Here is a 17,977-nt window from a genome sequence, read left to right as displayed (position 1 = left end):
TTCGAGGAGTCCGTGAAGGCCACCTTGAGGGACTCAGAGTCCGTGAAGGAGGCCTTCACAGACAGCTGCGACGACCAATGAGAAATGTATAACGCCCTATACGGCAGGGCGACTTCTGCTGCCGTGAAACGGCAGCAGAAGTCCAAAAGCAACTAAGAAGCGCGCCAGCCTCGCCAGGAGTGGACCAGTGTGCTCACGATGGCATGCGGAGCGGGCATCGCTTCGTACTGCGGGTACTTCTCCCGCAGAAGCCGCGCCGGAAGCGCCTGCTCGGCCGGATCGGTGAGTACTCGTGCGACGCCGTCCGCCCGCGCCCACCACAGCTGGGACCAGTCCTCGTCGTAGTGATCGGTCAGGAAGCCGACCACCGGGTTCTCCGCGATGTTCTTCAGTCGCCGCAACGCCGTCGTGCTCTTCGGCTTGTGGTCGATCGCGAACACCACCGAGTCGCCTTCGAGTACGAACGTCACCGGCACCAGATGAGGCACGCCGTCCGAACCCGTGGTCGCCAGCCTCGCGATCCGTTCGCCTTCGAACCGGGCCCGGGTTTCCGCCGCCGTCAACCGCATGCCGTCAACGGTACCGCCGCGGGCTAAGCCGAGCGCCGTACCCGCAGCACGTTGTCCGTACGCGTCCCAGCCTGTCCCTCGGGCCCGGGGAAGTCGCGCTCCACCACGTCCTGGAGTTCCACCGTCCATTCACCCGCGGGCAGTGCCAACGCTTCGAGCACCTCGGCGGGCGTGGGGAAGTGGACGTCGGCGTGCGGCGGCTCTTTCAACCATGTGGGCCAGCCCGCGTGCCCGGCGACCAGCAACGTGCCGCCCGGCGACACGGCGTCGGCGGCCCGGCGGAGTGCTTTGTCCCGCCCGCCGTCTTCTTCGACCGGGGAGTGGAAGAACTGCGCCGAAACGAGGTCGAACCGTCCTTCGGGGAGCGACTCGGTGAGGTCGTGGCGCTCCCAGGCGATGCCGTCGACACCGGCTTCGGTCGCATGCCCGGCGGCGCGCTTCAGTGCGGTGTCCGAAATGTCGACGGCGGTGACGCGCCATCCTTGCTGGGCGAGCCAGATCGCGTCGCCGCCTTCACCGCATCCGAGGTCCAGCGCCGTGCCGGGTGCCAGCGGAGCGACCTCGCGCACGAGGAGCGGGTTCGCCTTCCCGCTCCAGACCTGGTCCTTGTCCCGGTAGAAGTCTTCCCAGAATTGCCGTGAGGAGTCCATGACCGCAAGATGCCCGCGATCCGGAAGAGCGCGCAAGTTCCGTTGCTGTTACGGCAAAAGCGTGATCGTGCCCGCATCGGCGTCGAGGGTCGCGCGGGCGCCGAGCGGGATGGTCGGCGACGCAGGGACGTGGCCGAAGCCGAAGTCCCACACCATCGGCACGCCGAGCGGGCCCAGCCGTTCCAGGAGCAGATCCCGGATCACCCCGGGATCCCCGCATGACGCCCACGATCCCAGCACGACCCCCTGCACGCCGTCGAACCAGCCGGACCGCAGCAACTGCGTCAGCATCCGGTCGATCCGGTACGGGCTTTCGGTGACGTCTTCCAGCAGCACGATCGCGCCGGCGGCCGAACCCTGTTCCGGCGTGCCGAGCCCGGCGGCGAGCAGGGCGAGGTTGCCGCCGATGAGCGTGCCGGTCGCGGTACCGGGTACCAGTGGCGACGAAGTCGGCGACGCGATCGTCCGGACACTCTCGGGTTCGAACAACGACAGCCGCAGGTGTTCCGCGGCCACCGCGTCGAACAGCACGCTCGCCGGCATGGGGGAGAACAGCGTCTCCAGTCCCCAGTGGACATTCACCGCCCGGTGCAGCGCGGTGATGTCGCTGGACCCGGCGAGCACCTTCGGCCCGGCGGCGCGCAACGCGGCCCAGTCGATCAGGTCGAGCATCCGCTGGGCGCCGTAGCCGCCACGTGCCGCGAGGACACAGGTCACGCCCGGATCCAGCCAGGCCTGGGTGAACTCTGCGGCCCGTTCCGCGTCGGGTGCGGACAGGTAGCCCTCGGGCGTCGCGCGGACGCATGCGCCGACGCGGACCTCGACACCCCAGCCGTGCAGCACCGGCAGTGCCTTGTCCACGAGGTCCGCCGGCACGGGACCCGCCGGAGCGATCAGGGCGATCGTGTCGCCCGGCCTCACCTTCGGCGGCTTCACCGGCTGAGCGGGAGCGTCGCCACGCCCGGGGTCTCGAAGCCGAGGATCTGGCCGTAGAAGGACAATTCGGCTTCGAGCGCGGCGACGATGGTCTCCGCTTTCCGGAAGCCGTGCTGTTCGCCTTCGAACCGCAGGTAGGCGTGCTCGATGCCGCGTCCCGCGAGTCCGGCCACGAACCGGTCCGCCTGCTCGGGCGGGCAGATCTCGTCCTCCAGCCCCTGCAGGAACAGCAGCGGCCCGGCGAGGGTCCCGGCGTTGTTGATCGGCGAGCGGTCGAGGTAACGCTGCTCGGTCTCCGGCAGCGGCCCGATGAGCCCGTCGAGGTAGCGGGACTCGAAGTCGTGGGTCTCGCCGCCTTCGCCGGTCCACTGGTAGAGGTCGAGGATCGGGTACATGACGGTGCCCGCGCGGTAGGTCGTCGTGGTGGTCAGCGACGCGGCGGAGGTGTATCCGCCCGCGCTCCCGCCGCGGATCGCGAGCCTGTCGCCGTCGACGGTGCCCTCGGCGGCGAGCGCTTCCGCCACGGCGACGCAGTCCGCGACGTCGACGACGCCCCACTGCTCACGAAGCCGCTCGCGGTAGGCGCGCCCGTAGCCGGTCGAGCCGCCGTAGTTCACCGTGACGACGGCGATGCCGCGGCTGGTGAAGTACGCGATCTCGAAGTCCAGGACCGCGCTGTCGCGGCCGGTCGGCCCGCCGTGCGGGTACACCAGCAGCGGTGGCCGTTCGCCGTCCGGCGCGGCGAAGTCCGCGTTCGCGGGCAGGTAGACGAAAGCGGGAACGCGAGCGCCGTCCTCGGTCTCGAAGATCCGTTCCGCCGGCGTCGAGAGGTAGTCCGGTGACGGCGGCGCGGGTACGGACGCGAGTTCGGTCAGGGACCCGGTGTCGAGGTCGATCTCGAGTACGGCGCCTTCGCGCTCCGGTCCGGCGGCGACGCCGGCGATGCCGCCCGCGTGGACCGCGAAACCGTTGGTGGACCACGCCGTCAGGTCGGCCGCGGCGGCCACCGGGGTGACCTGACGGGTCGCCTCGTCGAGGATGGCGAGCTTGCCCGACGCCAGGACCGCGTGCTTGCCGCCGCCGAGCTGCGTGAACCAGCGTGCGCCGAGTTTCCACAGCGCACCGCCGATTTCCTGCTCGACGGGCGCGAGATTCGTGCTCTCACCGTCGAGCCCGACGCGGTGCAGGTTCCACCAGCCGCTGGGATCGAGGAGCGCGAGCAGGCTGTCCGCGGTTTCCCACTCGACCTGGCAGACGGCGACGTCCGCGGCACCGGCGAGCACTCGGTGCGGGCCGAACGTGCCGTCCTCCAGGACGTCGGCGACGCAGAGTTCCGTGCCGTCCCAAGGCATCGCCGGGTGGTTCCAGCCGATCCAGGCGGCCCGCGCGCCGTCGGGCGACAACTGCGGTGCGGTGAGGAAGTGGTGGCTCGCCGCCAGCACGCGTGCGGTGCCGCCGCCGAGGGGGAGCGCGATGAGGTCGCGGGCGATGTCGGCGCGGCGCGGGCCGGTGCTGCGTTCGCGTACGAGCCACACCTCGCCGGGGCGGCCGGGGCGGAGGTCGCCGTAGCGGATCCCGTGCCGGGTCGTGGGTTCCGGGGTCAGGGCGGTCGTTTCGCCGGTGGTCAGATCGCGACGGTAGACGCGCTGGTCCGCCCAGTGGGTGAAGACGAGGACGTCGTCCATCACCAGCCAGGGCCGGCCTCCGTACTCGTGCACCCGGTTCCGGACGTTCCAGGGAGCGGGAAGGACGTCTTCGACCGTGCCGTCCGCGCGCGACCTCACGAGCGTGACGCGCCCGCCTTCACCGGTTCGGGCTTCGGCCCACCAGACCTCGTCTCCGGCCGTTCCGAGCCATTGCGCGCTGACTCCCGACGCCGCGACGTCCGCGGCAGACAGGGGAGACGTCCAGGTGCCGTAAGGGGCGATCTCAACCACAGGGGAAGACTAGGTTCGCCACTTTGCGCGTGGTGGCCCGGGGCACACCCGTGACAACCCTTTCCGCGCGGCGATTTCGCCCACGGCTGAACGGTGGGGCGGCGGATGCCGATCATGGGGTGGTGGCCTAGGGTCAAAGGGCCATGTCTCGCGTAATCCATGTCTTCCGCCAGCCCGACCGGTTCGTCGCCGGGACCGTCGGGGAACCCGGCGACCGCACGTTCTACCTCCAGGCGTCCGAAGACGTTCGCACGATCAGTGTGACGATCGAAAAACAGCAGGTCGTGGTCTTGGCCGAACGGCTCAGCTCGCTGCTGGAAGAGGTCGCCAACCGGTTCGGCGCGGACGTACCGGCCGACGCGCCCGACGAACTGCTCGACGTCGATCCCCTGACCGTTCCGGTCGAGGAGGAGTTCCGCGTCGGGACCATGGGTCTCGGCTGGGACGCGGACAGCAGCGCCGTCGTCATCGAACTGCTCGCGATTACCGAGGGCGAGGTGGACGAAACGGTCGTTCTGGACGACACCGAGGAGGGGCCGGACGCCGTCCGTGTCTTCCTGTCCCCGGGTGCGGCGCGGGCGTTCGCCGAACGTGCCGACCGGGTGGTCAACGCCGGCCGCCGTCCGTGCCCGCTGTGCGCCGAGCCGCTCGATCCGGCCGGGCACATCTGCCCGCGGCAGAACGGCTACCGGCGCGACGTCGACGTCATCGAGGACTGACCCGGTGGCGGACACTCCACGGGATCTGGTGGCGCGCGGCAAGATCGACGTCGAAGGCAGGCTCGTCGCCGCGTCCAACGTCACGCTCTTCTGCAAGATCGAACTCGACGGTGTGACCGGCAATGTCGTCTACAAGCCGGTTTCCGGTGAACGGCCGCTGTGGGACTTCCCGGACGGGACGCTCGCCGGCCGCGAGGTCGCGACGGCCATGGTCGCCGACGCCTCCGGGCTCGGCGCGATCCCGCCCACCGTGCTGCGCGACGGGCCGTTCGGTCCGGGCATGGTGCAGTTGTGGATCGAGACCACCGATGAGGATCTGGTCGACGTCCGTTCTCCCGAAAGCCTTCCGGACGGCTGGCGTGTCGTGCTGCACGCGCACGACCGCGACGGCGAGCCCGCGGTGCTCGCGCACGCGGATCGCCAGGACATGCGGGAACTGGCCGTGCTCGACATCGTGGTCAACAACACCGACCGCAAGGGCGGCCACGTGCTCGCCGGCGCGGACGGCCGGATCTACGGTGTGGATCACGGCATCTGCCTGCACACCGACCCGAAGCTGCGGACCGTGCTGTGGGGCTGGATCGGCGAGCGGCTCACCGAAGCCGAGGTCGGCAAGCTGCGGGGACTGCGCGAGAAGCTGGACGGCGAGTTCGGGGAAGCGCTCAGCGAGCACATCACCGGGTTCGAGATCCGCGCGATCGCCGAGCGCACCGAGGTGCTTTTGGCCGAGGGTGTCTTCCCCGCGCCGGGGGACGACTGGCGCGCCATCCCGTGGCCGCTGTTCTGAGGTCCCGATGACAGTGGTGATGGACGATCAGGCTCGGGCGCGCCTGGTCACCCGGTTCGGTGAAGACGTCGGCTCGTGGTGCGATGGTCTGCCCGCGCTTGTGGCGCGGTTGGCGAAGCAGTGGGGTCTCACCGTCGTCGATGCGAAGCCGGGCAACACCGGCCGCACTCTGATCTGTGCCGGGGACGACGGCGTCAAGAAGGTCCTGAAGCTGACCCCGGATCACACGATCGCCGAGACCGAGGCCGCCGCGCTGCGTGCCTGGAGCGGCTGTTCCCGCGTCGTGCAGGTGCTCGGTACGGAACTCGCCGACGGTGCGATCCTGCTGGAAGGCATCGATCCCGGCACGCAGTTGTTCGAAGCGGGCGTCAACGTCCCGTGGGCCGAGATCGGTGACCTGCTGACCCAGATCCACGCGGTGGCCCCGCCCGCCGGTTTCTCGACGCTCGAAGACCGCGTGGTGTTCATGTACACGCTCGCCGAGCAGGGCTTGCGCGGATCCGCGGCCGAAGCCGCACTGCCGTTGGAGACACTCGACCGCGCCCGGCTGCGGGCGCTCGACCTCGCGACCAGTGGGGGAGCGACCTCGATCGTGCACGGCGATCTGCACCCGGGCAACGTGCTCGACGGCGGGCCTGGCCGGGGAGCGGTCGCCATCGACCCGCGTCCGAGCGTCGGCGACCCGGACTTCGACCTGGCCGATTGGGTCACGTTGCCGATGATGGACGGCGGAACTCTCGAAGACGGCTTCGACGCCCTCGCGCCGCATCTGCCCGGGTTCGACGCCGAGCGCGTCCGGGCGTGGTGCGTCGCGCTGTCCCCGCTGTTCGTGATCCGCCCGCTCAGCCGCGGTGAGCGGACGCCGTTCATCGAAGCGATGCTCCGGATGGCCGCCTGACCGGCGTGGCGGGGCGACGCTGACCTCGGCCGCCGCTAGCGTCGTCGGCCGTGCGCTCTCATTCGTATGACGACGTGCTGTCCGGGCCGCGCAAGCGGAAGATCCCCGAGGTGCCGGCCGAGCCGGGACTCGTGGTCGAGGACCCGGCCAGCGGATATTGCGGCGCCGTGGTGAAGATCGAGTACGGCAACGTCGTCCTCGAAGACCGGCATGGCAATCATCGCGTGTTCCCGCTGGAGCCGGCGGGATTCCTGCTCGAAGGCAAACCGGTGACGCTGATCCCGGCGAAACCGGCGCCGAAGGCACCGGAACGGCAGATCTCCGCGTCCGGCTCGGTCCACGTCGCGGGACTCAAAGCCCGCGTCGCGCGCGATTCACGCATCTGGGTGGAAGGCAAGCACGACGCCGAACTCGTCGAACGGGTCTGGGGACACGATCTGCGGGTCGAGGCCGTCGTGGTGGAGCCTCTCGACGGCGTCGACGTCCTGTCCGACCGGATCGGCGCGTTCGGTACCGGACCCGGGCGCCGTCTCGGTGTGCTGGTCGACCATCTCGTCGCGAACAGCAAGGAATCCCGGATCGTCGACGGAATCCGTGACGAGAACGTGCTGATCACCGGGCATCCGTACATCGACATCTGGGAAGCGGTGAAACCCTCGGTCGTGGGCATCCGCGCCTGGCCGAAGATCCCGCGGGGCACCGAGTGGAAGGAAGGCGTCTGCGACGCGCTCGGCTGGGGCGAGCCGTACGAGGGCTGGCAGCGGGTCCTGGCGGCTGTCGGCAGCTACCGCGATCTGGAAACACCGCTGATCGGAGCGGTGGAACGGCTCATCGACTTCGTCACCGATCCGGGTGAGGAGTCTTGAATGCGAGGTAGCCGCGAGGTCACTCAAGGTCACGCGTCGGTCACGTCGGTTTCGCTTCTTCGGTATGAATCGGCGCGATCTGGGAGCATGAACGCATGACAGGCGCTCTCATCTGGCTGATCGCCGGCATCCTCTTGATCATCGCCGAGCTCCTCTCGGGGGACCTGTTCCTGCTCATGGTCGGCGTCGGAGCCCTGTTCGGGGCCGGCTCCGCAGCCTTGACCGGGAACCCGTTCATCGACGTCGCGGTGTTCGCCGTCGCGTCGGTCGGGATGCTCGCCCTCGTCCGCCCGGCCCTCAAACGCCGGTTCCTCTCGGGACCGGACATCAAGACCAACACCGACGCGCTGATCGGCGCGCGAGCGGTAGTAGTGTCCACTGTGGACGTCGAAGGCGGCCAGGTGAAGCTGGCGGGTGACGTCTGGTCGGCACGGTGCATGACCGAAGGGGAACCGATCGCCCCGGGTACGTCGGTGACGGTCGTCGAGATCTCGGGCGCCACGGCGGTCGTTTCGGCCGCGCTGTGAGCCGGACGGCCGCACAGCAACAGGTTTCTAAGTAAGGGGAAGGTAGTTGTCAGAGACAGTGGTGTTCATCGTCGTCGGGCTGCTCGCGTTGTTCGTGGTCGTCGTCGTGGTCAAGGCGATCATGGTCGTGCCGCAGGCGCAGTCCGCTGTGATCGAACGGCTGGGCCGGTTCCGGACGGTGGCTTCTCCCGGCCTGACGTTTCTGGTGCCCTTCCTGGACAAGGTGCGGGCGCGGATCGACCTTCGTGAGCAGGTCGTCTCGTTTCCTCCGCAGCCGGTCATCACGGAGGACAACCTGACGGTGTCTATCGACACAGTCGTGTACTTCCAGGTCACGGATTCGCGGGCCGCGGTCTACGAGATCTCCAACTACATCGTCGGTGTCGAGCAGCTGACCACGACGACGCTGCGAAACGTCGTCGGTGGCATGAGCCTCGAGCAGACGCTGACCTCGCGTGACTCGATCAACAGCCAGCTTCGCGGTGTGCTGGACGAGGCCACCGGCCGCTGGGGCATCCGTGTCGCGCGAGTCGAGCTGAAGGCGATCGACCCGCCGCCCTCCATCCAGGACTCGATGGAGAAGCAGATGCGTGCCGACCGTGAGAAGCGCGCGATGATCCTGACCGCCGAAGGTCAGCGTGAATCGGCGATCAAGACCGCGGAAGGCCAGAAGCAGAGCCAGATCCTCTCGGCCGAAGGTGCCAGGCAGGCGACCATTCTCGGCGCCGAGGCCGAACGGCAGTCGCGGATCCTGCGCGCTCAGGGTGAACGTGCCGCTCGCTACCTGCAGGCGCAGGGTCAGGCGAAGGCGATCGAGAAGGTCTTCGCGGCGATCAAGGCGGGGCGTCCCACGCCTGAGGTCCTGGCCTACCAGTACCTGCAGACCCTGCCGCAGCTGGCGCAGGGTGACGCGAACAAGGTCTGGATGATCCCGAGCGACTACGGCAAGGCGCTGGAAGGGTTCGCCCGTGCGCTCGGTGCGCCGGGCGACGACGGCGTGTTCCGTTACGAGCCGCCGAAGGACGACGTCGCCGAGAAGCCGGACCTCGAGGACGAAGAGGTGCAGGGCTGGTTCGACGTTTCCAGTGACCCGAAGGTCGCCGAGGCCGTCGCGGCCGCGGAAGCCGTGGCACGCAAGGAGGTTCCGGCGATCGGCGTCTCGTCGCCGCGACAGGAGCCGCCGGCCGCGCCTCAGGTTCCGCAGGCATCGGGGGCGACCGAAGCTCCGGCCGAGCCTGAGCAGCAGCAGGCCCCGCCTGCCCGGTTGCCGCAGCCCCAGCCTCCGGCGCCGCAGGGAGGTCCGTACCAGGGCCCTCCGGGACAGGCGCCGGGTGGTAGCGGACCGTTCCCGCAGCAGGGTCCGTTCGGCGGGCCGCAGGGTGGGCCGCCGCCGCAGCGCTGAGCAAGAGCCGAAAGGGCCGTCCTGGACGAATTCTGTCCGGGGCGGCCCTTTTCGTGGGTTTGCCTTGCCCCGCCTTCAGGGTTGTTCGGGAGAATCGTGGCGTGCGGCGGCGTTCCACAGGATGGCGATGGGCGCCTGGCCGGGTTTCTCTCGTCCGGCGAACTCGTCGAGGAGCGCGTCGACTCTTCTGTTCAGTTCAGCCTGGTCGCCTGGATCCAGTCGCAGAACGGCCCGCCGTGTGTGCTGGGGGACTGACGGGTCGTTCTCGCTGATCTCCGCGCGGTGTGCGTCCAGGATCGCGAGGTCGACCTTGGCCGTGAGATGGCGATCGCTCGGCGGCTCGAGGTTGAGACGCCAGGTTTTCTTGGTTGCCCGGTAGGGATGTTCCCAGGCTCCTTTGTGCCCTCGCCGTGGAGCCTCGGCCACGAGAAATCCGGTTGAGGTCAGTGCCCGCAACCTGCGTAGCAGCGTGGCGGGTGCGACGTCGAGGCGTTCGGCGAGCTGCTGGTTGGTCCAGGCCGTGTCCAGGCACAACCGCAGGACGCGCCAGCTCAGCGGGTGGGAGAGCGCGCGCAACTCTTCAGGCGTCGCGGCTGGGTCCTCGATCTGTCCGGCCATTGACAGGACTGTAATCGATTTGCATACTCGAAATCAATTTCATTCGATGAAATCGATGAGGAGTCGACGTGGACTCGGTCAAGGAATACGTGCGGCGGCACCGGCCGCGGCACGAGCAGGAGCTTGCCGACTGGATCGCGGTACCCAGCGTGAGCGCTACGGGCGAGGGCATGGAACGGGCCATGCCGTACGCGCTGGAGTTGCTGGAACGCAGCGGGCTCAGCGCACGGGCCGTGGAGACCGGCGGATGGCCGATGGTCGTCGGGCACGCGGCGGGTCCGGCGGATAGTCCGCACGTGGTGATTTACGGGCACTACGACGTTCAGCCGGCGGGGCCGCCGGAGGAATGGCACAGTCCGCCGTTCGAGGCGAGCATCCGCGACGGCCGGATGTACGGGCGTGGCACCGGCGACAACAAGGGGCAGCACCTCGCCCAGCTCCTGGCCCTCCGCGCACTGCGCGAGATCCATGGGGGACTGCCGTGCTCGGTGACCGTCGTGCTCGACGGCGAGGAGGAGATCGGCAGTCCTCATCTGGCCGGCACGCTCGAGGGGATGCGGGAGGAATTGGCCGCTGATCTCGCGGTGTGGAGCGACGGGCCGGTGCACGACAGTTACGAGCCGACAGTCGCGCTCGGAGTGCGCGGTGTCGTGGCCTTCGAGATCACCGTGCGGGGCGCGAACAGCGCGCTGCATTCCGGAAACTGGGGCAACGTCGCGCCGAATCCGGCCTGGGAGCTGATCTGGCTGCTTTCCACTATGCGCGCATCCGACGGCCAGGTGACCATCGACGGCTACGACGCCGGCGTAACGCCCTTGACCGACGCCGAGCTCGACGCGCTGCGAGCACTGCCGATCGACCCGGCCGCGATGCTGGCGGGAGCGGGACTGGACCGGATGGATGTCAGCCGCGGTCAGGACGTCAACGAACGACTCGCGATGCCCACGTTCAGTATCAACTCGTTGACCTGCATGGACAACGACGAGCACCGGACGGTCATCCCGTCGGTCGCGGTGGCCCGCTGCGATATGCGGCTGGCCTGCGGGCAGCGGGCGGAGACGGTCATCGACGCGGTCCGCGCGCACGTCAGTGAGCACCTGCCGCACGCCGAGCTGCAATTCGGGGCGACCATGGAGGCGTCCCGCACCTTACCGGACGCACCGTATGCCGACCTCGTGCTGCGTGGGGTGACCGAGGCACACGGGAAGCAGGCATTGGCCGTTCCGGCGCTGGGCGGCAGCCTGCCGATCTCGGCACTCACCGAGGGTCTGGCGCTGCCCTGCTACGGCATCGCGCTGGCGAATGTCGACGAGCGTAACCACGCGCCGAACGAGAACTTCGAACTGGAGCGGTTCCACCAGGGCATCGTGACCGCGGCCAGTGTCCTGTCCAGCATCGGCCGACGATGAACGCGACCGTGCGGATCGTGGCGGCGGCCTCGACCGGGAACATGTTGGAATGGCTGAGTTTTACCGCCTACGCCTTGGTCGCCGATGTCATCGCGCGGCAGTTCTTCCCGTCAGCCAACCCGGTGACGTCGTTGATGCTGGCGCTGGGTACGGCCGTGGCCGCCTACCTGGCCCGGCCGATCGGCGCGGTGGTGCTGGGGGTCTACGCCGACCGGGCCGGCCGGTTGGCGGCCTTGACCGTGGCCATCCGGCTGATGACCCTCGGCTCGTTGCTGATCGTGATCCTGCCCGGCTACCAGCAGATCGGCGTGCTCGCCCCGATCGGGATGCTCCTCGCTCTGGTGATCCAGGGATTCTCCGCGGGCGGTGAGTTCGGCTCCGCCACCGCGCTACTCGTCGAGAGTCACGCCGGGCGACGTGGCTTCATGGGCAGCTGGCAAACCGCCAGCCAGGCCTTCGCGGTCCTGCTCGCGACCGGACTGCTCGCGACCACGAGCTCCTTCCTGAGCCCCGCGCAATTCGATGCGTGGGGCTGGCGGATCCCGTTCGTGGTCGCCCTGCTCCTCGGCCCGGCCGGCTACTACATTCGCACCCGGCTACGGGACTCACCCGAGTTCATCACCGCGCGTGCCACGTCCGACGCCGGACCGACTCGCCCACTGGCGAACCTCTTGCGGAACGACAAGGCACGGGTTCTGCTGGTCATGGGCATGATCGCGATATCGACGGGGTTCTCCTACCTGATCACCTACATGCCGACGTTCGCCATCCGGCAACTCGGCATGTCCCCATCGACGAGTTTCACCGCGACGTTCGTGACCGGTGCCGTCCTCACCGTGTTCACTCCCGTGGCCGGACACCTCTCCGACAAAATCGGGAGAACCCGGATGCTCACCGCGGCCGCCGCCGTCATCGCGCTCATCAGCATCCCGCTGTTCCTGCTCATCCGCGCCGTACCGGAGATGGTCACCCTGGTGCTGGCCTTGGCGGTGATGGGCCTGGTCAAAGCCTGGTACGCGGGCCCCTTGCCCGCGGCCATGGCCGAAATGTTCCCGGTCGGCAACCGAGGCACCGGGCTGTCGATCAGCTACAACATCGGCGTCATCCTCTTCGGCGGAGTCACCCCACTGGCCATCACCCTGCTGATTTCGGCCACCGGGTCCAAGCTCGCGCCCAGCTACTGGATCACCGCGCTCGCACTGCTCAGCGGTACCTGCGTGGTGCTCGCCCGCCGATACCGGAGCTGAAAGTCCCTTTCAGGTCGTGAGGAAGTCCAGCGTCCGGTACTCGTCGACCACCGCGGCGAGTTCGGCCCACGGTCAGGTAGGCGTCTTGGTCGTCATGCTGCGCTCCGTAAAGTGGAGGGTTCCGCTTTACGGGCGGCTTGAGCGGGCGGGGTGCGCAGCCGGACCACGAGGGCGACCACCATGACCACGAGGGTGCCGGCCAAGGTCACACGATACGCGGACACGATCTCCGCCAGGAGTGCCGCGTCGGCCGCCGGGTCGTCCAGTGCCGCGAGACTTCGCCCGCCGGTGGCCAGCGCGATCAGCCCGGTGAACAGGGCGCTCACCGCGGCGGTGCCGACCGCGTTCGCGACGGTGCTCGTCAGGGGCAGGATCGCCGAGCCCGAGGCGAGGTCCGGGCCGTCCAGGTCCCGGCCGGCGCTCGCGATCGTCGGCATCGTGATCGCTCCGGTGCCGGCACCTTGAAGAGCCGCGAGGATCGCCAGCAACGCGTACGGCGTATCCGGCCCGAGGACCAGCGCCGTCAGCCCGACGGACGTGATCGCCAGGCCCAGACCGGTCCCGACCACGGCCCGTGAGCCGAAGCGTTCGAGGACGCGGGCGGCGATCTGGATGCTGGCGCCCATCCCGATCGCGCCGGGCACCATCATCAGCGCGCTGATCAGGGCCGAATCGCCGCGGATGACCTGGATGTAGGTCGGCATCAGCAGCATCGAGCCGAAGTACGGCGCGGAGTACAGGGCGAGGATCGCCGTGTTCCGCCCGAACGTCCGGTCACGCAGGAGACGGACGTTCAGCAGAGGCGCGTGATGCCGCCACGACCGGCGGACGAACGCCGCCACCGAAGCCAGCCCGGCGAGCACGATCACCGCGCGGACAGGCATGGCCGTCGTCTCTTCGCTGAGGCCGTAGGCCACCGCGACGACACCGGGAACGAGCAGGAGTGCGCCGGTGATGTCCATCGGGCTCCGCTCGGCTGTGGGCGCCGCGGCCGGTATCCAGCGCAGAACCCCGGCCATGGCGAGCAGAGCGGGCGGCACGGTGATGAAGAACAGCGCCCGCCACGACAGGCTGTCCAGCAGGACTCCGCCGAGCAGCGGGCCGAGGATCGGCCCGACGAGCAAGGGGAGACCGGTGATCACCGTCATCCGGGCCCGGCGTTCCGGTGACACCGCACCGAAACCGAGGGTCATGCCCAAGGGGTTGATGAGCCCGCCGGCGAGGCCCTGGACCGCCCGGGCGGCGATCAGCCAGCCCAGATCGCCGGCCGCGCCGGCGGCCGCGGACGCCGCCGTGAACACCAGTAGTGCGGCGAGGTACACCCGGCGCGCACCCCACCGCTGAGCGAACATCGCGGCGAGGGGCATCGCCGCGACCATGCCGAGCGCGTAGGCGGTGGTGATCCATTGGATGGTGGTGAGCGGTGCGTCGAAGGTCGTCATGAACTGCGGCACGGCGACCACGACGATGGTGGTGTCGAGAACGGCCAGCAATCCTCCGAGCGCGACGACCGTCGCGACGCGCAACTCCTGGCCGGACAGCCGGTTCATGCCGCACTCGCCTGTCCCGCGATGCGTCCGGCGCGCAGGGTGCGGGCCCACCGGCCCAGTTCGGACATCGTCGCGACCAAGGCGGCGGGCTCGCCGTCGGTGCCCTCGTAGCCGTCAGGGCCGAGCCGGGTCCACAGAGCGTTGAGGTCGATCAGATCGACCACCACGCCGTCCAGCCCGGCGAGCTCGGTCAGCAGCCAGCTCGTGATGGCGTCAGCGACCCGCTCGTGCCGGACGCCGCCGATGATCACGGCGAGCCGGAGCGGGGATCGGGTCTGTGCGGTGGTTTCAGTGCTCATGCAAGCGACGCTAGAAGTTCGCCCATAGTCGAGCTCAAGTCGCTGCGGCGTGGATCACTCTGTCGTCGTGGACGGCTTCACCGCCTTCGAGTCACCGCCGAAGGCCTCCGCGGCGGCGCTGACGCGAAGTTCTTCGAGCTCGCCGATCTGCCGCCGGGCCCGGGTGAGCAGGTCGTCGAGCCGCCCGGCGTCGAGGCGCGGATCGGTCTCGGCGCGCACTCGCAGGGTTCGCCAGCCGGCGGCCTTGCCTTCTACGCCCAGGCGCATCGCCTCGAATTCCACGACCCGGCTCAGCGGGGACCTGGACACGAGACGCCCGTTCGGCTTGAGCCGCGCGGCCTTCTCCACCGCCCAAGCGGCCACCGCCTTGTAGCGGCGGACCGGGACGTCCAGCGCCGCCATACAGGTCAGGAGTGCGGCGCGGTCGTCGGCGATCTCGTCGGCCAGGCGGCCGAGCGTGCCCTCGGGGTCGCGGGCGCGTTCCGCACCGGCGAGCCGTTTGGCGAGTTCGGTTCCGGCGATCGCGCCGGCCAGATGGTCGTTGAGGTAGATGCCCAGCAGAGCGGGATCGGGGGAGGAGGTATGCATGGTCGAGGCATACCCGCTTCCCGGTGAGGGAAACGGATCGGCACTGGACCTCGACTCAGGTCGAAGGTGCAAGGTGGTCGTCATGGAGCGACCGATCTTCGACATACCGGGCTTCTTGGCCGAGCGCGCCCGGCCCGCCAGCGTGGCCACCACGACCGGCCGCGGCAACACCGCGTTGGCGATGATGTGGTTCGTGGCGGAGGACCGCAGGTTGTGGTTCCACACGCCCGCGGAGACCGGCCGCCCGGCCCCGTTTCTGGACGCGGCGCGGCATGAGCGCGAGGTCGCCGTCATGGTCGCGACGTTCGATCCACCCGACGACGTCCGTCAAGTGCGGATGACCGGGCGCGCGCGGCTCGAGGCCAAGGACGGGGCACGGGTACGTCGCATCTACGAGCGCTACGTCCCTGACTGGAACGCGGCGTGGGCGGATCACGCGGCGTCCCCGAACGCTTGCTTGTGGTCGATGTCGCCGGAGCGGGGGATGGCCGTGACCTATCCCGGGCTGGAGAACGGACCGGTCTTCCGATGGTCGAAGCCGGTTCGGCCTGGCTGGTCAGTTCTTGATTCCGTCTCCGAGGGATAGCAGCAGCTTGCGCAGCAGCGACGTGAGGAGCTCCTGCTCGTCGTCGTTCAAACCGTCGATCAGGTTGCGCGCGTTGGCAGCGTGCCCGTCGATGAGTTCTTCGGCCAGCCGCCGGCCTTCTTCGGTCAGGGTGGTCCGGACCGTCCGGCGGCTTTTCGTGTCCGCGGTTCGGGTGACCAGCCCTTTCGCGACGAGGCGGTCGATCCTGTTGGTCAGTGCGCTCGGGGTCACCATCACCGCGCAGGCCAGATCGCTCATGCGGAGCGTGCCTTTGTCGCCGACCCGGAACAGGGTCGCGAGCACGTCGTATTCCCAAGGTTCCAGGTCTTTTGTGTCGAAGTAGCCCTTCATTCCCTGCTCGAGCAGCTTCGAAGCGCGGACGACGCGGACCACCACTCCGACCGGGAATGCGTCCAGCTGGGGCCGGGTCTCCGCCCACTGCTCGATGACCTTGTCCGCGGCATCGTCCATATCCGGAAGTGTAACAACGCTTCGATGCTGAAGTGTTTGACATCGACGATGGCGCGCCACTATGGTTCCGACATCAAATAGTTCAATCTCAAAGTGTTCAAAATTGAAGCAAGGGATGTGCGATGCACTACGTGGTCATCGTCAGGACTGACGACACTCCGGACAGCGACCTGGGGAACTACCTCGCCAACGTCGGCGCGACCCTGGAACCGTTCAGCGGAGACCTTCTGGCGTTCGCGTCACCCGAGCGGCTCGAAGGCACGGTGGCCTATACCAAGACGGCTGTGCTGTCGTTTCCGTCCGAGCAGGACGCTCGGGGCTGGTATGACTCTCCGGCCTACCAAGAGCTGGCGGCCTGGCGGATCGGCGTGATGGGCCACCAGGTCGAGTTCAACCTGGTGCCCGGACTGAACTGAGACGGCCTTCGGTCGGGGCGGGCCTGCTCCTGCCAAGGCGACCGGTTGAGTAGCATCCGGGTATGCCATCACCATTCCAGGGCACCGACTCATGCCCGATCCGATGACCGACCGCTTAGTTTGTTTAGGTGATTCGTTCACCGAGGGGGTGGGCGACGAGGACCCGTCGTCCCCCAACGGGGTCCGCGGCTGGGCCGACCGCGTCGCCGGCCAGCTCGCGGGCAACCACCCGGACTTTCGCTACGCGAACCTCGCGATCCGCGGCAAGCTCCTCGGGCAGGTCCTCACCGAGCAGGTGGAACCCGCGTTCGCCCTGAACCCGGACATCGTGACGCTCTACGCGGGCGGCAACGACCTGATGCGGCCGAGGGTCGACATCGACGCCCTCCTCGAGGACTACGACGTCGCGGTCGGCAAACTCGTCGCCACCGGCGCCCGCGTCGTCCTGTTCACCGGCGTCGACGGCGTCGAGGACGCGTTGTTCCGCCGGATCCGCGGGCGGGTCGCGATCTACAACGAGCACGTCCGCGGGATCGCCGCCCGGTACGGCGCCCTGCTCGTGGACATGTGGGCGATGCGGCAACTGCGTGACCGGCGGCTGTGGGCCGCCGACCGGCTGCACCTGAACGCGCTGGGGCACAACGAGATCGCGATCGCCGTCCTCGACGCGCTCGGCGAGCCGCACAAGCTCACGCCTGCCGAACTGGGGCCGCGCCCGATGCTCAGCCCTCAGGAGCGGCGCACCGAGAACCTCCACTGGGGCAAGGAACACGCGGTCCCATGGATCAGGCGGCGGCTGCGCGGCGAATCATCGGGCGACACGCTCGCCCCGAAGCGGCCGACCATGGATCCCTACGCCTGACGCGGCCGGAGCCCGTCGAACATGATGCAGATCGTGCGCGATCTCAGCTCAGGACCGGCGTGCTCCGCCGCCTTCGCCGTCCCGATGATCACCGGGATGAGCTCCTCGACGCCCAGATCCTTGCGGGCGTCCCCGGTGTCCTGCGCACGGCTGAGCAGCACCCCGAGGGCGTCCTTGAGGCGTGCGCCGATCACCGACCCCGCCGAGGGAACGCTGACCCCGGCCGCCGACAGCGCCTCGAAGTAGGCGTTCTTGGCGCCGGCCATCTCGATCCAGCCGGTCAGGAAGCCGAAGAAGGCAGCACCGGGATCGGACGACTCGGCGGCCACGGTGGCCTCCGCCTCGTCGGCGAAACGGTGCAGCCGCGCGAAGAGAACGGCTTCCAGCAGGGCTTCCTTCGTCGGGAAGTGCCGGAATACCGTGCCGACACCGACTCCGGCCGCACGGGCGACCTCCTCGGTCGGCGCGCTGGTGCCTTTGGCCGTGAAGACGCGTTCCGCGGCCTCCAGCACCCGAGTCCGGTTACGGCGGGCATCGGCTCGGAGCGGTTTCTCGTCCGTCACAGCGCGGATCCTAGACCCGACCCCACCCGCGCGGGGGACCCTAGGTCGGCATTTCGGCAAGTCACGCAGGGCACATC

General features: G+C 68.9%; 21 protein-coding genes. 11 read left to right on the top strand and 10 right to left on the bottom strand.

Annotation, left to right across the window (positions count from 1 at the left end; all coding sequences use genetic code 11):
* Positions 1 to 152: 152 nt before the first annotated feature.
* From ACLJRL_RS19780 to ACLJRL_RS19765, 4 genes are read right to left on the bottom strand one after another with little or no spacing between them, the layout of a single operon-like run.
* Complete coding sequence (locus tag ACLJRL_RS19780; protein ID WP_410657692.1) at positions 153 to 569, bottom strand: TIGR03668 family PPOX class F420-dependent oxidoreductase; 417 nt, start codon at positions 567 to 569, stop codon at positions 153 to 155.
* Between the two features lie 23 nt (positions 570 to 592).
* Positions 593 to 1,219, bottom strand: a complete 627-nt coding sequence (locus ACLJRL_RS19775; protein WP_410657691.1) for a class I SAM-dependent methyltransferase — start codon at positions 1,217 to 1,219, stop codon at positions 593 to 595.
* A gap of 48 nt (positions 1,220 to 1,267) precedes the next feature.
* Positions 1,268 to 2,155 (bottom strand): LD-carboxypeptidase, encoded by an 888-nt coding sequence (locus tag ACLJRL_RS19770; protein ID WP_410657690.1) that lies wholly within the window; start codon positions 2,153 to 2,155, stop codon positions 1,268 to 1,270.
* Positions 2,152 to 4,092 carry a prolyl oligopeptidase family serine peptidase gene (locus tag ACLJRL_RS19765; protein ID WP_410657689.1) on the bottom strand — a complete coding sequence of 647 codons (1,941 nt, stop codon included), beginning with the start codon at positions 4,090 to 4,092 and terminating at the stop codon, positions 2,152 to 2,154. The genes ACLJRL_RS19770 and ACLJRL_RS19765 overlap by 4 nt, the downstream gene beginning before the upstream one ends.
* Positions 4,093 to 4,235: 143 nt before the next feature.
* Between ACLJRL_RS19765 and ACLJRL_RS19760 the strand changes: the two genes are divergently transcribed.
* The 6 genes from ACLJRL_RS19760 to ACLJRL_RS19735 all read left to right on the top strand — a co-directional run bounded on the left by ACLJRL_RS19760 (position 4,236) and on the right by ACLJRL_RS19735 (position 9,291).
* A complete protein-coding gene (locus ACLJRL_RS19760) occupies positions 4,236 to 4,811 on the top strand; it encodes a DUF3090 domain-containing protein (protein WP_410657688.1) in 576 nt (191 codons plus the stop codon).
* A gap of 4 nt (positions 4,812 to 4,815) precedes the next feature.
* A complete protein-coding gene (locus ACLJRL_RS19755) occupies positions 4,816 to 5,598 on the top strand; it encodes an SCO1664 family protein (RefSeq protein ID WP_410657687.1) in 783 nt (260 codons plus the stop codon).
* A 19-nt stretch (positions 5,599 to 5,617) separates the two neighbouring features.
* Positions 5,618 to 6,496, top strand: coding sequence for an aminoglycoside phosphotransferase family protein (locus ACLJRL_RS19750; protein ID WP_410657686.1), 879 nt, complete (start codon positions 5,618 to 5,620; stop codon positions 6,494 to 6,496).
* Between the two features lie 50 nt (positions 6,497 to 6,546).
* Positions 6,547 to 7,362: a DUF3097 domain-containing protein gene (locus tag ACLJRL_RS19745; protein ID WP_410657685.1), complete on the top strand. Its 816-nt coding sequence runs from the start codon at positions 6,547 to 6,549 to the stop codon at positions 7,360 to 7,362.
* 95 nt (positions 7,363 to 7,457) lie between these two features.
* Positions 7,458 to 7,889, top strand: a complete 432-nt coding sequence (locus ACLJRL_RS19740) for an NfeD family protein (protein ID WP_410657684.1) — start codon at positions 7,458 to 7,460, stop codon at positions 7,887 to 7,889.
* Between the two features lie 58 nt (positions 7,890 to 7,947).
* Positions 7,948 to 9,291 (top strand): SPFH domain-containing protein, encoded by a 1,344-nt coding sequence (locus ACLJRL_RS19735; protein WP_410657937.1) that lies wholly within the window; start codon positions 7,948 to 7,950, stop codon positions 9,289 to 9,291.
* A 75-nt stretch (positions 9,292 to 9,366) separates the two neighbouring features.
* Here ACLJRL_RS19735 and ACLJRL_RS19730 read toward each other — a convergent pair whose 3' ends face one another.
* Positions 9,367 to 9,909, bottom strand: a complete 543-nt coding sequence (locus ACLJRL_RS19730) for a winged helix-turn-helix transcriptional regulator (protein WP_410657683.1) — start codon at positions 9,907 to 9,909, stop codon at positions 9,367 to 9,369.
* Between the two features lie 68 nt (positions 9,910 to 9,977).
* Between ACLJRL_RS19730 and ACLJRL_RS19725 the strand changes: the two genes are divergently transcribed.
* Positions 9,978 to 11,318 carry a M20/M25/M40 family metallo-hydrolase gene (locus ACLJRL_RS19725; protein WP_410657682.1) on the top strand — a complete coding sequence of 447 codons (1,341 nt, stop codon included), beginning with the start codon at positions 9,978 to 9,980 and terminating at the stop codon, positions 11,316 to 11,318.
* Positions 11,315 to 12,565, top strand: coding sequence for an MFS transporter (locus ACLJRL_RS19720; protein WP_410657681.1), 1,251 nt, complete (start codon positions 11,315 to 11,317; stop codon positions 12,563 to 12,565). Before ACLJRL_RS19725 ends, ACLJRL_RS19720 begins: the two co-directional genes overlap by 4 nt.
* Before the next feature lie 92 nt (positions 12,566 to 12,657).
* On the opposite strand, the gene ACLJRL_RS19715 is transcribed toward ACLJRL_RS19720, so the two are convergent.
* From ACLJRL_RS19715 to ACLJRL_RS19705, 3 genes are read right to left on the bottom strand one after another with little or no spacing between them, the layout of a single operon-like run.
* A complete protein-coding gene (locus ACLJRL_RS19715) occupies positions 12,658 to 14,115 on the bottom strand; it encodes a DHA2 family efflux MFS transporter permease subunit (RefSeq protein WP_410657680.1) in 1,458 nt (485 codons plus the stop codon).
* Positions 14,112 to 14,414, bottom strand: a complete 303-nt coding sequence (locus ACLJRL_RS19710; RefSeq protein ID WP_410657679.1) for a hypothetical protein — start codon at positions 14,412 to 14,414, stop codon at positions 14,112 to 14,114. Before ACLJRL_RS19710 ends, ACLJRL_RS19715 begins: the two co-directional genes overlap by 4 nt.
* A 54-nt stretch (positions 14,415 to 14,468) precedes the next feature.
* Positions 14,469 to 15,002, bottom strand: a complete 534-nt coding sequence (locus ACLJRL_RS19705) for a hypothetical protein (RefSeq protein ID WP_410657678.1) — start codon at positions 15,000 to 15,002, stop codon at positions 14,469 to 14,471.
* An 82-nt stretch (positions 15,003 to 15,084) separates the two neighbouring features.
* Here ACLJRL_RS19705 and ACLJRL_RS19700 point away from each other — a divergent pair, with 82 nt between their 5' ends.
* On the top strand, positions 15,085 to 15,588 hold the full coding sequence (locus ACLJRL_RS19700) for a pyridoxamine 5'-phosphate oxidase family protein (protein ID WP_410657677.1): 504 nt from the start codon (positions 15,085 to 15,087) through the stop codon (positions 15,586 to 15,588).
* On the opposite strand, the gene ACLJRL_RS19695 is transcribed toward ACLJRL_RS19700, so the two are convergent.
* Complete coding sequence (locus ACLJRL_RS19695) at positions 15,559 to 16,059, bottom strand: MarR family winged helix-turn-helix transcriptional regulator (RefSeq protein WP_410657676.1); 501 nt, start codon at positions 16,057 to 16,059, stop codon at positions 15,559 to 15,561. The genes ACLJRL_RS19700 and ACLJRL_RS19695 overlap by 30 nt on opposite strands.
* 122 nt (positions 16,060 to 16,181) lie before the next feature.
* On the opposite strand from ACLJRL_RS19695, the gene ACLJRL_RS19690 reads away from it, so the two are divergent.
* Positions 16,182 to 16,475 carry a DUF1330 domain-containing protein gene (locus ACLJRL_RS19690; RefSeq protein ID WP_410657675.1) on the top strand — a complete coding sequence of 98 codons (294 nt, stop codon included), beginning with the start codon at positions 16,182 to 16,184 and terminating at the stop codon, positions 16,473 to 16,475.
* Positions 16,476 to 16,578: 103 nt separating this feature from the next.
* On the top strand, positions 16,579 to 17,337 hold the full coding sequence (locus ACLJRL_RS19685; RefSeq protein ID WP_410657674.1) for an SGNH/GDSL hydrolase family protein: 759 nt from the start codon (positions 16,579 to 16,581) through the stop codon (positions 17,335 to 17,337).
* Here the strand turns inward: ACLJRL_RS19685 and ACLJRL_RS19680 are convergent.
* Entirely contained in the window at positions 17,328 to 17,900 is a 573-nt protein-coding gene (locus ACLJRL_RS19680; protein ID WP_410657673.1) for a TetR/AcrR family transcriptional regulator, read from the bottom strand. The two genes, ACLJRL_RS19685 and ACLJRL_RS19680, sit on opposite strands and share 10 nt — an antisense overlap.
* Positions 17,901 to 17,977 lie beyond the last annotated feature (77 nt).

Origin of the sequence: Amycolatopsis sp. lyj-112 (genome assembly GCF_046549055.1) — a bacterium.
In the GTDB taxonomy this organism is placed as follows: domain Bacteria; phylum Actinomycetota; class Actinomycetes; order Mycobacteriales; family Pseudonocardiaceae; genus Amycolatopsis.
This window is presented reverse-complemented; position numbering and strand designations above follow the sequence as displayed.